Origin of the sequence: Janthinobacterium lividum, assembly GCF_034424625.1 — a bacterium.
Lineage (GTDB): Bacteria > Pseudomonadota > Gammaproteobacteria > Burkholderiales > Burkholderiaceae_D > Janthinobacterium > Janthinobacterium lividum.
Genome location: NZ_CP139976.1, coordinates 4,074,889 through 4,089,466 on the forward strand (window position 1 = coordinate 4,074,889; position 14,578 = coordinate 4,089,466).

Genomic DNA, 14,578 nt, shown 5'->3' on the forward strand with positions numbered 1-14,578 from the left:
CGTCATCGGTTCAATAAAGTCCAGCTCACGCCGCAGGCGGCGGCCAGCACGCCGGCGCCGGCCAGCCATGGCCACGGCTTCCGCCAAAGGCGACGCGGCTTGCTGGCCAGGGTATCGCTGGCGGCCAGCGCCACGTGGCGCCCGCTCACCTGTTGCCGCCCTTCGCCATACGCCACCATCAGCGCCTTGTGCGCCATGATGTTGATCAGGCGCGGGATGCCGCCGGACGCCTGGTACAGCTTGCCCACGCCGCCACGGCTGAACAGGCGAGCACCATCGAAACCGGCCACGCGCAGGCGGTGCGCCACATAGAAATCCACATCGTCGCGCGACAGCGGACCCAGGTGGTAGTGAAAGGTGATGCGCTGCGCCAGCTGGCGGATTTCCGGCAGGGCCAGCTTGACGTCCAGTTCCGGCTGGCCGAACAGCACGATCTGCAGCAGCTTGCGCTTTTCCGTTTCCAGGTTCGTCAGCAATCGCAGCGCTTCGAGGCTGTCGACGGGTATCGCCTGCGCTTCGTCCAGGCACAGCAGCACGCGCTTGCCTTGCGCCGCCAGGTTGAGCAAGCGCAAGTTGAGGGATTTGAGCAATTGATGCTGATCAGCATCTTTTTCCAGCAATACATCGAGATCGTCGGCCAGCGCCAGGATCAGCGAACGGGGCGGCAAGTTCGGATTCGGGATGTAGGCCGTGACGAAGTCCGGCCCCAGCGATTGCATGAACTTGCGACACAAAAAGGTTTTACCAGTCCCCACTTCGCCAGTGATCTTGATGAAGCCCTCGCCATTGCGCGCCGCCACCAGCAAGGTGTTGAGCGCCTTTTGCGACTGCGGGCCGTTGAAAAAGAAACTGGTATCGGGCGTGAGGCCGAACGGCGCCTCGCGCAAGCCGAAATGGGCCTGGTACATTTAGCGCCGCTCCGACGGACGGCGCGGGTCGAGCGCCTCGATGCGCTTGCCCGAATCGAGCAAGTCTTCGTTCCAGCTATTGGCGCCATCGACGATGGTCGGCTTGATCAGCACCACCAGTTCGCGCTTCTGGATCACCTGTCCCGTGTTGCGGAACAGCGCGCCCAGCACGGGAATATCGCCCGCGCCCGGCACTTGCGAGCGGTCCGCCGTGGTGGCCTGGCGCATCAGGCCGCCGATGGCGACGATGCGGCCATCCTGGCTGCGCACCATGCTGTCCATCTCGGACGTACTGGAAGCGGCCAGCGGCAGTTTCAGCGAACCGGCGCTGCCCAGGTCGATTTCCTTGCTGATGGTCGACACCTGGCTGACGGATGGGTGCACGTGCAGGATGATGTTGCCATCCGCATCGATCTGCGGCGTCACGTCCAGCACCACGCCGGAAAAGAACGGTTGCAAGGTCACATTGGGGCTGGTCGTCGCGCCGCTGGCCGTCGTATTCGTGGTGGTCGACACGCCCGTCACGTAAAACTCGTCCGTGCCGATCTTCAGCACGGCCTTCTGGTTATTCATGGTGGCGATGCGCGGGCTCGACAGCACGTGCACGGAGCCTTGCGATTCCAGGAAGGAAATCATGGCCGCGAAATTGGCCGTCTGGAAAGCCAGGCCGAACATGGAACCGGCCGAATTCGCCGCCGAACTGAGACCAAAGCCGCTGCTGGCCGTCAAGCCGCTGCCATTCGTCATGTTGGGCGGCTGGCCGCCATTGAACGGCAGCGGCGCCAGGGTGCCGCCCGGCTGGATGAAGCCCGTCGAAATGCGGTTCGTGTGGCCGCTCTTGATCGAGGCAAACGAGGCCCAGTTGATGCCCGTCTGCGTGTTGTCGTTGAGTTCGACTTCGAGGATTTTCGCTTCCAGGATCACCTGGCGGTCGACGGACAGCTGCGTGGCCTTCAAATACATATCGACATTGCGCAACTCTTCCGGCATGGCGCGGATGACGATCACGCCCGACTGCGGGCTAAGCACCACTTGCCGCCCGCCTTCGGCGCTGCCGACGATGGCTTCCAGCGCCGCCTTCAACTCCGGCCAAAAATCCGCCGTGGACGAAGTCGTCAGGTTGCTGCTGTCCAAGGTACGGCCGCCCTGGCCGCCGTTCGTTTGCTGGTTCTGCTCGTTGTTGTTGCCCTGATTGTTATTGCCGCCATTTCCGCTGTTGCCCGAGCCGCCCGAGTTGGTCGAGCCCACGGAACCCACCGACGTCGACGAGACGCGCAGGTTAGAACTGCCGCGGCGCGCGCCCGTCAGATAATTGACATGGAACAAACGCGTCTGCATGGTCAGGGGCTTGATGTAGATCTGCGTGCCCTCGACCTTGTAATCGTAGCCATACAGTTCGCGCACGGCGTCGAGCGCCTGGAACAGGGTCACGTCCTTCAGATTGGCGGAAATCGTGCCGCCGATGTCGGGATGGACCAGCATGTTGTAGCGCGTGCCGGCCACGATGGAGGTGAAGAACTGGCGTGCCGGCACATTGTTGAACGCCACGTTGAAGCGCTCGTCGAGCGCCGCGCGGGCCTTCGGCAATTGCTGGGCCAGGGCCGCCACGGGCGGCAGCAGCGCCGCTTCCACGGCCTCCGGCTGGGCCGTTGGCGCCGTCGTGGCCGCCGCGCCCTTGACGGCATCGGTGATCGCATTATAGGTATCGCGCTTGACGGGCGCGACATTGCAGCCGCCCAGGCCCAGGCTGACGCTGATGACAGCCGCCATCGTACTGATCTTGAACATGCTCGCCTTGTGTTGATTGAGTTGCTTGGCCACTTCTTCTACTCCTGCTTGCGGTCGGTCTTGCGATCGGTCTTATTGTCGGTCTTGCTGCTCGGGTACAGCTTGAAGGTTTCCAGTGATTTTCCACGCCGCAACACGACGGCCGTGTCGTGGATTTCCGTCACCACGGCATCGCCCACCTTGCCGCCGACCTTGACTGTCTGGCCATCGATGACGGCCAGGCGGCGTCCGCCCGGCTGGGTGGAGATGAGCACCGATTGCAGCTGCGGCCGGGCCGCGACGACGGGCGCGGCGTTGGCGGGCGCCCACAGGGCCGCCGGCGGGCGCGTCGGGTCGTCCAGCGCCTGTGCCTGCGCGCCCGGCCATGCCAGGCTCAGTGCCAGGAAAGGCGCCAGCAGCGCGGGACCGAAGGTCAAAGTGCGATCCATGTATCGTCCATGCTGAGGGTATGTAAGGTCAGGGTCAGGGTGGCGCCCGGGTAGCTGGCGGAGTCGAGGTGGGCGGCGCCCCAGAAGACGCGCGTCGGCATCGCTTGCAGCGCCTGCATGTATTGCACCATGTCGGCATAGCTGCCTTGCAGCACCACTTCCACGCCATGCTGGTGCAGCAAGGGTGCCGGGCTCGGTGCCTTGGCAGCGGCATCGCCGTTCGCGGCATCGGCCTGGCGCACGCCCACGGCGCTGGCGGGCAAGGTTTTCAGCGACACCACGCGCAATCCGGCATGCCGGCGCAGCAAGTGCTCGAGCAAGGTGACCATGCGCTCGGGCGCCACCAGGCCATGCTGCTGCTCGCGCAGCGCCTGCGCCAGCGACGCCGTTTCCGCCTGCAAAGCCAACAGGCGCGTGCGCGCTTCCTGGTCGGGATCGGTGGCGTGGGCGAGCATGGTCAGCTCGATTTCCTTGTTCGTCGCGGTCAACAGGCTTTGTTTTTGCGCAATGCTCGCTTCCAGCGCGGCGCGTTTCGCCAACAGGGGATTGAAGCTCATGAAATAAAACACGAACAGGACGGCGGCCGCGGCGGCGCCAAACACCATCAGCCGCTCGCGCAGGCTGAGGGCGTCGAAGGCGGTGGCCCATTTCTTCAGCAAGGGCAACATCAGCGTGTTCCTCCAGCAACAGGTTTTGCCGGCGTGGCGGCACGATCCGCAGATTGCAGGCTGAACGCGATATAAGGCAGACCAGGCGTCTTGCCCTCGGCCACGGCCGGCTGCTCGGGCTGGCCGATGTCGAGGCTGGCGAAGGTCTTGCCTTTCAGTACCTCCTGCTGGCCCAGGCGCGTGATGTAGGCGGGCAGCAGCGACGCATGCAAGGCGCGGCCCTGCAAGCCGAAATCATTGCCGGCGCCGGCGATATCCACGCCCGTCAGCCATACGCCCTCGACCCTGGCCTGTGCCAGCGCGCGGAAATAGCCGGCATAGCCGCGGGTATTGCCCAGCTTGCCGCTTTCCAGTACGTTTGACGCATCCTGCAGCAACTGGCGCTGCGCCTCGACGGCCGCCAGTTCCTGCGCCAGGGCCGGGTCTTTCTTGCGTGGAGGATAATCGCGCAGAATCTGGTCGCGCTTCGCCTCGCCTTGCGCCAGCGCCGCCTTGACGCCCGCTTCGCGCTGTTCCAGGCCGGTCAAAGCTTGCTGGGCCAGCACGCCCACGGCCAGCAGCGCCAGCGCCAGGCCGCCCAGGCCCAGGCTGGCCGTGCGCGCCGACATATGGTGTTTTTTCAGTTCAAACTGGGGATTGAACAGATTGATCTGCTGGCTCATGCGCCCTTCCCTTCGTGCTTGCCCGGGTGCAAGCCAACCTCGCGTAAGCCTGCGCCGATGGCCAGGAAGTAGCGCGCCTGCATGGCAGGGTCGCGCAGCTCGGGGGCCTGCGACAAGTCCAGCACCGTGGCCAGGTCCAGCTGCTCGACCGGCATGTAGAGATTGTCGGCCAGGTATGCGTGCAAGCCGTCGGCCGCACCCGTCATCAGCATCAATCGGGACAGCGAAATGAAATGGAACTGGCGGTCGAAGTGGTCGAACGAGCGCTGCAGTTCCAGGGTGACGCGGTCGTAGTACTGGCTGGCGTCGGGCGATTGCAATTGCGTCACAGTCACGTCGATGCGGCGCGCCTGGTACAGTTCGCCATTGAAACTCATGGTCAGCAAGCCGCCGTCGCCATCGAAAGACAGCACGGCGATGCCGCGTCCCGGCGTTTCCAGCAAGGTGGCGATATTACGCTGCGCCATCTCGGGGATATCGATCACGGACAGGCCGATCTTGCATTCCGCGTATAGCGCCTGGCGGCGCGACACGGCGCTGTTGCGCGCGGCGACGGCAAACACGCTGCTGCCCCGCTGGGTGCCGTTCGGGTCGCCGGGGATGTCGAACACGTCGATGGTGGCCTCGGCCAGGGGAAAGTCCAGCATGTCTTTCAAACGCCAGCCCACGGCCGTCTTCAGCTCCTCGCGCGGCACGGCCGGCGCTTCCAGCGACAGCAGCTGGTATTCGCCGCCAGCCAGCACGCTGGTGCAGTGGCGCGCTGCTGCCTGCAGCTCCTTGCCCAGTTTTTCCAGCACCTCGGCCGGCGCAGGCCGCGCGGCCGCCTGGTAACTGGCGCCCCGCACGCGCGGCATGCCGCCGGCGGGACGTTCGACAACGACAGCGCTGACGCCTTCGCGGCCAAACGCCGTGGCCAGCCAGCCATCGTACTTCTTTGCTCTTGCGAATAAACCCATGCGAACTATCCAGTGTAAGTGCCTGCCCGATCTTGTCGCGCAGATAATGCATCCAGCCAATTTTAATTCATGAAGCCAACTTTATTGTGTAAAAACAATAAATTAGCGATCTTTTTTTCACCTAGTTGACCTTACTGCGACAACACGGCTTGCAGGCGGCGCTGGACATAATCGGCGTTATTGCCCGCATTCGGACAGCCGGCGGCTCCTGGCTGGTTGCAAGCCGTGGCCGTGATGGTCCAGCTGGTCAAGGTGCCGGGCCCCGTGGCCGTGCTGCATTGCACGGTGACGCTGAACGCCGACAGCGTCGTGCCGGCCGGCAAGCTGAACGTGGTGGCGCCGAGACATGCCGCGCCAGTGGTCAGGCCCGCGCTGATCTGTTTCTGCAAACCCCATTCGAGACCGGCGCGGGCGGCCTGTTCGGCGCGCACGCCCTGCACGTCCATGGCCGACTCCGTCTGCTGGAAGGTGGAGATATTCACCATCACGGCCGCCAGCGCGGCCAGCACCACCAGCAGGAAAATGGCCGTGACGAGGCTGAAACCGCGCATGCGGCGCGCGCGGTGGCGCAGCAAATGCGTCATGGCGTATTCCTCGCCTGCACCTGTTGCACCAGGCGCAGCACGCCCGTATTGCTGTTCGCCGCGCCCAGGCTCAGGCTGATATTCACCAGGCCCCGCTGCACATTGGCCAGCACGGTGTAGCTGAAGGCGCACCCCGTTACCTGGCGCGCCAGCAGTGCGCCATCCTTCAAGTCCGCCGCAACCGGCTGGGTGGCCTGGATGGCATAGCCCGCGTAACGGGTCAAGGTGCCGGTCGCCAGATCGCACGCATAGGTCACGGGCGTCGACACCACCTGGAAACGGTTCGACGGCGACGGCAGCGGCGCCGGCGCCGTCGCGAAAGGATAGCTGCCAAGCGTGACGACATTGCCGGCCACGCCCGTCACTGCCGCGCGGTTGCAGCCGGTCGCCGCGCTGCAGGAATAGGCGTCGTTCGGCGTGTAAGCTCCCCCCAGATTGTAGACGACGATCTGGTCGCCCACGCTGATCGCCTGGCGCGCGCCCAGCGCATTGGCGGGCATGGCGCCGACGATGCTAAAAGCTGGTGAGGCGGGGGTGGTCTCAAAGCTCAGCACACTGCCCAGTCCCGACGGGTCGCTGTCGCTCAGGTAGCGTCCGCCCGTCTTGGTCAGCAGCAATTCCAGGAACAGGCCGTTGTTCGAGACGCGCACGCTGTTGGGCAGGGCCAGGCGCACGTCGCGCGTCAGGCGGCGCGCCGCCGTATCGGCCGTGTCGGCCAATGCCGCGCGCGCCGCGACATCCATATAGCCCTGCACGGGCACGCGGATAAAGACGGCGACCATGGTGCCGATGATGCCCGTGATGACGATCACGATGACCATCTCGACGAGGGTAAAGCCGCGCGGATGGCGCCTGGCGTCAAGAAAATTTTTCATGGGATACTGTTCGGCGCATAGCGCACGCGATAGCCGTCGAGCACGATCTTCTGGTCGGCATACGGCACCGTCACCTGGATACGCAGGCCTTCCGTGGCGGGCAAGCCGTTCAGGGCTGCCTGGGTGATCACCACAGAGGCAACGTATTCCTGGGGGGAACCTGCAGCCCAGACGGCGCCCTGCGCATCCGTCTTGTAATTCGTGGCCGTGCCATACGCGCTCACGTAATCGTTGACGTTGTCGAAAGGCCGCGTCACGCCGCCCGCCTCTTGTCCGGCCACTTCCGGGATGGCGCAGCCGGCCGGGCTGGTGGCCGTTTGCGCGGCAGGGTCTTGCGGATCGCAATACGTGAAACGCGCCAGCTGGATTTCTTCCAGCATGCCTTCGGCAATCGCCAGCGCCTGCTTGCGCAGCTGCGGGTCGGCGCTGTGCTTTGTCGTCAGGCTCATCACGCCGAGGATGGCGGCCGAGGCCAGACCGACGATGACGATGAACAGCACCAGTTCGATCAGGGTCACGCCGCGTCCACGCCGGCGCCGCTGGCTAATGGACATAGCCCGTCTCCCCCTCGACCGTGACGACGCGCGGCGTGCCCTCGCCCCGGATGCTGATTTTCAGCCGCGCCGGGAAAGCCGATGGCGCCGGGAACACATCGCCCTGCGCATATGGCTGGCCCAGCGCATCGAAATAAAAGCTGGGCTCGCCTGTCACATCGGTGGACAGGGTAACGCCGGACGGACGGCCTTCGCACAGCCAATTGCTCCCCAGGCAATACTGCTGCGTCTCCTTGCTGCCGCTGTTCTTTCCCGTGGGCGGCACCACCTTCTGCTCATCGCTGCAACCGGCATCGAAGCACAGCGCCACGCTGTTGGCATCGATGTGCACAAATACGGCACGGTTTTGCGCCACCGCCAGCTTTTGCCCGTAGCGCACGATATTCGTCACCTGGTCGGCAAAACTGCGCGCGTCAAAAGTGTCGCGCTGGAAAAACCGGTTGACGGCAAACGTCGCCAGCAAGCCCGCCAGCACCAGCACGGCCACCAGCTCGATCAAGGTAAAGCCGCGCGCAGCCGTACGCCGCAGGGAGCGTGGCGGCCCTGCTTGGCGATGCGGATGCGGAAAGTCTGTCGGTGGCTGCTGCAATGGATGACCCGTAAAAAAGCCCAACGGGCTGGCGCCTGGGGTTGGGCTGGTGGTGCGCAAGAAGAGCCAGGTTCTGGCCTGAACCTTCTTGCTGATGGCGAATGGCTTACTTGCAGGTCGTGGCACTTGCCTTGAGATCGACATTCAGGGCACCGCCTGCAGCGGCAGGGGCCGTATAGACCACCGAGCAGTCCTTGCGCGCCGCATTCGCGGTCACATCAACAGTCACGGTCAACGCCGTACCAGCGATAGCCAGACCATAATCCTTGTCTGAAAGGCCTGCAGCGGCCTTGATACCTTCCGCAGTCGGATAGCCAAACTTCCCGGCGACAGTAACGCCTTCCATGGCGATATCATCAGCGGCACCGCCACTCACCAGATACTGGGCATGGTACAGCGCCGCACCTGCCTTGATCGCGCCAGCGGCCGCCTGCATCTTGGCCACGCGCGCATCGGTCGACATGTCGATAAATTTAGGAATCGCCGTGGCGGCCAGGATGCCGAGGATGACGATGACGACGATCAATTCGATCAGGGTAAAACCTGCCTGGGCGCCACTTTTCATACTACGTAAAGACTTGTTCATTCTTGCTTTCTCCAAAATCAAATAAAAAAACTTCAAAACCAACGCCATGAAACTGTCGCTGCACCGGACCAGGAAGCGCGTCAGTTTGCTGCCGATTCCGGCGCTTTCCACACCACGATATCGGGCTCCTGGGCGAGCTTGTCAAGATCGGCGTCTGCACCCGGCAAGGTTACCTTAAATTTCACTGCATCAACCCCTGTAGTGGGAAAAATATTGCCTTTACTAAACAAATAGATGATTTTTTGTTCTTTTTTGTCGTATAACCAATTCCCTGCCGGCAATTTTTCAAGGTCCGCCTGCGCGAACTCGCCCAGGTAGTTGGTCGGCTTGTCGGCCAGCCAGTCGAACGGGTTTTGCCGCGCCAGCGCCGGCATCCTGTCGCGCCGGTCCGCCAGATACAGCTGCAGCACCTGCACCCGCAAACTGGTACGCAAGACGCCGAGCATCTGCGCCACGGCCACCTGCTGCGCCTGTTGCTGGTAATAGCTGACCCGGTTCAGGAATACCGCCATCAGGATGGCGAACACGCCCGCCACCACCGCCAGCTCGAACAGCGTAAAACCGCGCTGGCGGAGCGGTTTTCTCATCAGTGCAGGGCCGCCCGGCCCAGGTCCCAGATCGGCAGGAAGATGCCCAGCGCCAGCACCATGGCGCCGAGGAAGACGATCAGTATCGGCTCGATCTGCGCCGACAGGGTCTTCAGCTCGTAATCGACTTCGCGCTCGTACATGTCTGCGATCTCGTCCATCAGGTCGTCCAGCGAACCGGATTCCTCGCCCACGGCGATCATCTGCAGCACCACGGGCGTAAACACGCCGGCCGCCACCGAGGTGCGCAAGATGCTTTCGCCCCGCTCGACGCCGTCGCGCATCTGCTCCACGCGCGTGCTCAGATACGTGTTGTCGACCGTTTGCGACACCACCGTCAGGGCCTGCACGATGGGCACGCCGCTGGTGCTCGACAGGGCAAAACTGCGCGCAAAGCGGGCCATCGTGCCCTTCAGGATGATCTTGCCGGCGATCGGCAGGCGCAGCTTGGCGCGGTCCCATTTATAGAGACCCTCTTTCGTGCGCAGCCAGGCGCGCCAGCCGAAAAAGCCGCCCACGCCCAGCATCAGCAGGATGGGCCAGTACGCCACCGTAAAGCGCGAAGTGCCGATCAGGATGCGCGTCATCAAGGGCAGTTCCGCATGGAAACTGGCGAACACCTTTTCGAACTGGGGAATGACGAAGATATTCACCACCACCATGGCAGCGAGCATGGCGAAGACGACGAAGGTCGGGTAGCGCGTCGCCGTTTTCACGCGTGCACGCATGTCGCGGTCGAATTCCAGGTGGTCGAACAGGCGCAGGAATACTTCGTCGAGGCGCCCCGTCATTTCACCCACGCGCACCATCGACAGATAAAACGGCGTGAAGATGGCGGGATGGCGCGCCATGGCGGCCGACAGTTCGCGGCCCGCGTCGAGCGACTCGCGCACATCCTTGATGATGCGCCCGAACGCGGGACTGATGGCGGACTCCTGCAAGCCGGCCAGGCCGCGCATGATGGGCACTCCCGCCTTGAGCAGGGTGTACAGCTGGCGGCTGAACAGCTGCACATCCATGGGCGTGACTTTTTTCTCGGTCAGCCTGGCCCACCAGCCCAGCTGGTTGGCACCGGCCTTCGTCACCGTCTGCCTGGTGGCGCTGATGTCGACGGGCGTGCTGCCGCCCGCCATCAACTGGTCGGCCACGGCGCCGCTGTCGGCGCCTTCCATCACGCCGGTCAGCAGTTCGCCACTGGCGCTGCGCGCCTTGTAGGAGAAAAACGGCACCTCAATCCTCGCTCTGGTTGCTGATGCGCATCGCTTCCATCACCGTCGTACGGCCTTGCACCACCAGCTGCACGGCGTGGCGGCGCAGGGTTTCGCCCGCCATCTGCGCCGTCGCCACCTTCATGAAGTGGGAAGGATCGGCATGGTTGGCGGCGTCGGCCACGGCGCGCGTGATTTCCAGCAATTCGTACACGCCCGTGCGGCCCCGGTAACCCATGCCATTGCAATGCGAGCAGCCCTTGCCGTGGAAATACTGGTTGCGCTCGACCAGCTCGCCCAGTTCCAGGCGCAACCATTCGTATTCGTTCGGCGTGGGCGCGTACGGCGTACTGCAGCTTTCGCAGATCACGCGCACCAGGCGCTGCGCCAGCACGGCTTGCAGCGAGCTGCCCACCATGTAGCGCGGCACGCCCATGTCCATCAGGCGCAGCGGCGTGCTGATGGCGTCGTTCGTATGCAGGGTCGACAGCACCAAGTGACCTGTCATGGCGGCGCGCAGGCCGATTTGCGCCGTCTCCTGGTCGCGCATCTCGCCGACGAGCACGATGTCGGGATCCTGCCGCAAGGCCGAGCGCAGCACCCTGGCAAAGTTCAGCTCGATCTTCTCGTTGACTTGCACCTGGTTAATGCCGGGCAAGCGGTACTCGACGGGGTCTTCCACCGTGATGAGCTTTTTTTCCACGGAGTTGAGCTCGGACAAGGCGCAGTACAAAGTCGTCGTCTTGCCGCTGCCGGTCGGCCCCGTCACCAGCACGAGGCCGTTCGGACGGCTGACGATGGCGCGGAACTGTGCCACCAGCGCAGGCGGCATGCCGATGGCGTCCAGGCGCAAGGTCGTGCCGCCCTGGTTCAGCAAGCGCATCACCACCGATTCGCCGTACTGCGTCGGCATGGTGGAAATACGCACGTCGATGCGCTGGTTTTTCACGCGGATGGCGAAGCGGCCATCCTGCGGCAGGCGTTTCTCGGAAATGTCGAGGTCCGACATCAGTTTCAGGCGCAGCGCCAGCGAACTGGCGATCTTGCTGTCCGCTTCCGTCTGCAGGTGCAGCACGCCGTCGATGCGGAAGCGGATCTGCAGCCGGCCTTCCTGCGGCTCGATGTGGATGTCCGAGGCGCGCACCTGCGTGGCATCCTCGAACACGGATTGCAGCAGCTTGACGATGGGCGCCTCTTCCAGGCCCGGATTGGCGGCCAGCGCGCCGAAGTCGACGGAAACGTCGCCCAGGTCCTGCTCCAGCTCGCGCGTCAGGGTGGAGATATCTTCCGTACGGCGATAGATGCGGTCGATGGCGGCCAGCACTTCCGTTTCATTGACGACAGCGAGCTCGATATGGCGCTTGACCAGGCGCGAGATTTCATCGTACGCAAACAGGTCGGTCGGATCGGACATGCCGACCAGCAAGCCCTCGCGGCGGTCTTCCAGCACCAGCGCGCGGAAGCGCCGCGCCTGGGTTTCCGGCAGCAGCCGCACCAGTTCGGGATTGATGTTGAAAAACTTCAGATTGATGTAGGGAATGTCGAGCTGGCGCGCCAGCGCGCCAGAAATCTGCTCTTCCGTGACGAAGCCGTGCTCGACAAAAACGCGGCCCAGCTTGCGTCCCGAACGCTTCTGTTCCGTCAAGGCTTGGCCCAACTGTTCTTCCGTCAGCAATTTCTGCTGCACCAAAATTTCACCGAGCCGGACTTTCTCTGGCCTTGCCATGCTTGCTCCTCGACAAATTCTTCAGACGCTGCACGCCAGCGGCGCGCGGGAGTATTTTATTCCAGAACCTGTTGTTTCTTAAAGAAAATATATTCCATCGTTTGATTTTTGCGCATTTCAACACTCTGCAAGGAAACACTTGCCGCCCACCTGCGCCCATGGCAATAATGGGGGTCATTCCCCGTCTTGCTGCCGACTATTACCCCTATGAACGCCTGCGCCATCGAGTTCCACAACGTGCATCTGCAGCTGGCGGGCGACGCCGTGCTGCGCGGCGTCGATCTGCAGGTGCGCGCGGGGGAACTGTTCGGCCTGGTCGGCGTGAATGGCGCGGGCAAGACTTCCCTGCTGAAATGCCTGCTCGACTTTTGCATGCCGGAGCGGGGCGAGATCGCCATTTTCGGCCAGGCGCACCGCCACGGCGCGGCGCGCCAGCCCCTGTGTTTTCTGCCGGAACGTTTCCAGGCGCCGTATTACCTGACGGGTGGCGACTTCCTGCGCTACCTGGCGCGCCTGCACCATGTGCGCCCCGATGCGCACGCCGAGCAGCAAGCCCTGGACGCGCTGGATCTGGCGCCGGACGCCTTGCTGCGCCCCGCGCGCGACTATTCGAAAGGCATGATGCAGAAACTGGGGCTGGCCGCCTGCTTGCTGTCGGGCAAGCCGCAACTGGTGCTGGACGAACCGATGAGCGGACTCGATCCAAAGGCGCGTGCACAGTTCAAGCAAGTGCTGCGGCAAGCGCGCGCGCAGGGCCGCGGCGCGCTGCTCACCTCGCATGCGCTGGCCGACGTGGAAGAATTGTGCGACCGCATGGCCATCCTGCATGCGGGCCGCATCGTATTTACGGGCACGCCAGCCGAATGCCGCGCGCGCCATGGCGGCGCGACCGACGCCAGCCTGGAACAGGCTTTCCTCAATTGCATCGCGGCATGAACGCCCCGCTCTCCGCGCCGCCCGGACGGCCTTACGCCCCCTCCCCGCACGGCATGTATCTGCGCCATTTCGGCTTGCGCACGGCGCCGTTCGGCATCACGCCGGACCCGGCCTTCTTTTATGCGGGCAATACCCGGGGCGAACTGCTCGATGCACTGCTGTATGCCGTCACGCAAGGCGAAGGCATCATCAAGCTGACGGGCGAAGTGGGCAGCGGCAAGACCATGCTGTGCCGCATGCTGGCCGAACGCCTGCCGCCCCAGGTCGACGTGCTGTATTTGCTCAATCCCCGCCTGGAACCGGACGACGTCCTGCACGCCATCGCCGCCGAACTGGGCCTGGCGCTGGACGGATGCCGCGCCGATGCCGTGCTGCACGCCCTGCACGGCGAGCTGATCGCCCGGCATGCGGCGGGACGCCAGGTGGTGCTGCTGGCAGAGGAAGCGCAAGCCATGCCGGGCGCCACCCTGGAAGCGCTGCGCCTGCTGACGAATCTGGAGACGGCCAGCCACAAGCTGCTGCAGATCGTCCTGTTTGGCCAGCCGGAATTGCAGCAGACGCTGGACTTGCCCCAGTACCGCCAATTGAAGGAACGCATCACCCACAGTTTCACCGTACCGCGCCTGCCGAAGTCCTTGCTGGACGACTACCTGGCATGCCGTCTGGCCGCCGCCGGCCGCACGGCGCCGCTGCTCTTCACGCCAGCCGCGCTGCGCCAGCTGGCGCGCGCCGCACAGGGCATCGTGCGCAGGGTCAATATCCTGGCCGACAAGTCCTTGCTGGCCGCGTTTGCGGACGATGCGCAGGACATCAGCGCCCGCCACGTGCGCCTGGCCATTGCCGACAGCCCCTTCCACCGTCCGCCCTGGCATGCGGGCAAGCTGCTGGCGGGCGTCTTGAGCGCACTGATGCTGTTGCTGGCCTTTGCTCTGCTGTGGCAATGGCTGACGAGCAACCAGGCCCAGATGCGCCGCGCCGCGCCCGCCGACGCAGCCGCAAGCGCGCTCCAGGCAACCGTTGCGCGCACGCCGCCGCCATTGCAGCCCACGCTGCTCGACAGCAAGCTGGCCGAATCGCGCGACTGGCTGGCAAAGCAAAGGCCGCAGCAACTGGTGCTGCAAATTGCCAGCCTGCCCGCCACCGAAAAGGCCGCGGCGGAAAGCTTCCTGCAGCAGGCGCAGCAAGCCATCGGCCTGCACGACCTCCACGTGTTTCGCCTGTCTGACGCAGCCCCCTCAAGCGCCGCCGCGCGCCTGGTCATCGTCTATGGCAGCTTCGCCGACCGGGCCAGCGCCGAAGCCGTGTGGGCCAGGCTGGCGCCCACGGCGCCGCAGAAAATATTGCTGAGCGACATAGATAGTATCCGCACGGAAATGAAAGCCCCAGCGCCGCCACAAACAAGGCGTGGCGCCCCCTGACTTTATTTCGGTATATTGCCTCCCGGGCACGCACAGCGATTGCTTTTAGGCGATCATGCTGGGTAAAATTACAAAAGCACAACACGACTTCAAGGGCGAACTTTT

Annotated in this window: 16 protein-coding genes; 2 read left to right on the top strand and 14 right to left on the bottom strand. The window is 64.0% G+C overall.

Annotated features, from left to right (window positions below):
• Positions 1 to 2 precede the first annotated feature (2 nt).
• The 14 genes from U0004_RS18450 to U0004_RS18515 form a co-directional block, all read right to left on the bottom strand.
• Complete coding sequence (locus tag U0004_RS18450; RefSeq protein WP_070256811.1) at positions 3 to 908, bottom strand: ExeA family protein; 906 nt, start codon at positions 906 to 908, stop codon at positions 3 to 5.
• Entirely contained in the window at positions 909 to 2,696 is a 1,788-nt protein-coding gene (gene mshL, locus U0004_RS18455; protein ID WP_070256881.1) for a pilus (MSHA type) biogenesis protein MshL, read from the bottom strand.
• 38 nt (positions 2,697 to 2,734) lie between these two features.
• Positions 2,735 to 3,124 carry a hypothetical protein gene (locus U0004_RS18460; RefSeq protein WP_070256810.1) on the bottom strand — a complete coding sequence of 130 codons (390 nt, stop codon included), beginning with the start codon at positions 3,122 to 3,124 and terminating at the stop codon, positions 2,735 to 2,737.
• Positions 3,109 to 3,792, bottom strand: coding sequence for a type II secretion system protein GspM (gspM, locus tag U0004_RS18465; RefSeq protein ID WP_070256809.1), 684 nt, complete (start codon positions 3,790 to 3,792; stop codon positions 3,109 to 3,111). The genes U0004_RS18460 and gspM overlap by 16 nt, the downstream gene beginning before the upstream one ends.
• Positions 3,792 to 4,454 (bottom strand): hypothetical protein, encoded by a 663-nt coding sequence (locus U0004_RS18470; protein WP_070256808.1) that lies wholly within the window; start codon positions 4,452 to 4,454, stop codon positions 3,792 to 3,794. Before U0004_RS18470 ends, gspM begins: the two co-directional genes overlap by 1 nt.
• On the bottom strand, positions 4,451 to 5,410 hold the full coding sequence (locus U0004_RS18475; protein WP_070256807.1) for a type IV pilus biogenesis protein PilM: 960 nt from the start codon (positions 5,408 to 5,410) through the stop codon (positions 4,451 to 4,453). The genes U0004_RS18470 and U0004_RS18475 overlap by 4 nt, the downstream gene beginning before the upstream one ends.
• Positions 5,411 to 5,541: 131 nt before the next feature.
• Entirely contained in the window at positions 5,542 to 5,994 is a 453-nt protein-coding gene (locus U0004_RS18480; protein ID WP_070256806.1) for a hypothetical protein, read from the bottom strand.
• Entirely contained in the window at positions 5,991 to 6,869 is an 879-nt protein-coding gene (locus tag U0004_RS18485) for a prepilin-type N-terminal cleavage/methylation domain-containing protein (protein WP_070256804.1), read from the bottom strand. Before U0004_RS18485 ends, U0004_RS18480 begins: the two co-directional genes overlap by 4 nt.
• On the bottom strand, positions 6,866 to 7,423 hold the full coding sequence (locus U0004_RS18490) for a type IV pilus modification PilV family protein (RefSeq protein ID WP_070256802.1): 558 nt from the start codon (positions 7,421 to 7,423) through the stop codon (positions 6,866 to 6,868). Before U0004_RS18490 ends, U0004_RS18485 begins: the two co-directional genes overlap by 4 nt.
• On the bottom strand, positions 7,413 to 8,012 hold the full coding sequence (locus tag U0004_RS18495; RefSeq protein WP_269462237.1) for a type II secretion system protein: 600 nt from the start codon (positions 8,010 to 8,012) through the stop codon (positions 7,413 to 7,415). The genes U0004_RS18490 and U0004_RS18495 overlap by 11 nt, the downstream gene beginning before the upstream one ends.
• Before the next feature lie 106 nt (positions 8,013 to 8,118).
• Positions 8,119 to 8,709, bottom strand: a complete 591-nt coding sequence (locus tag U0004_RS18500; protein WP_275527817.1) for a type IV pilin protein — start codon at positions 8,707 to 8,709, stop codon at positions 8,119 to 8,121.
• A complete protein-coding gene (locus U0004_RS18505; RefSeq protein WP_070256797.1) occupies positions 8,679 to 9,185 on the bottom strand; it encodes a type II secretion system protein in 507 nt (168 codons plus the stop codon). Before U0004_RS18505 ends, U0004_RS18500 begins: the two co-directional genes overlap by 31 nt.
• On the bottom strand, positions 9,185 to 10,414 hold the full coding sequence (locus U0004_RS18510; RefSeq protein WP_070256795.1) for a type II secretion system F family protein: 1,230 nt from the start codon (positions 10,412 to 10,414) through the stop codon (positions 9,185 to 9,187). The genes U0004_RS18505 and U0004_RS18510 overlap by 1 nt, the downstream gene beginning before the upstream one ends.
• A 1-nt stretch (position 10,415) precedes the next feature.
• On the bottom strand, positions 10,416 to 12,119 hold the full coding sequence (locus tag U0004_RS18515; protein ID WP_070256793.1) for a GspE/PulE family protein: 1,704 nt from the start codon (positions 12,117 to 12,119) through the stop codon (positions 10,416 to 10,418).
• Between the two features lie 207 nt (positions 12,120 to 12,326).
• On the opposite strand from U0004_RS18515, the gene U0004_RS18520 reads away from it, so the two are divergent.
• Together U0004_RS18520 and U0004_RS18525 are read left to right on the top strand one after the other, a co-directional pair.
• On the top strand, positions 12,327 to 13,055 hold the full coding sequence (locus U0004_RS18520; protein WP_070256791.1) for an ABC transporter ATP-binding protein: 729 nt from the start codon (positions 12,327 to 12,329) through the stop codon (positions 13,053 to 13,055).
• Positions 13,052 to 14,473, top strand: coding sequence for an ExeA family protein (locus U0004_RS18525; RefSeq protein ID WP_231958098.1), 1,422 nt, complete (start codon positions 13,052 to 13,054; stop codon positions 14,471 to 14,473). Before U0004_RS18520 ends, U0004_RS18525 begins: the two co-directional genes overlap by 4 nt.
• The last annotated feature ends 105 nt before the right edge of the window (positions 14,474 to 14,578 follow it).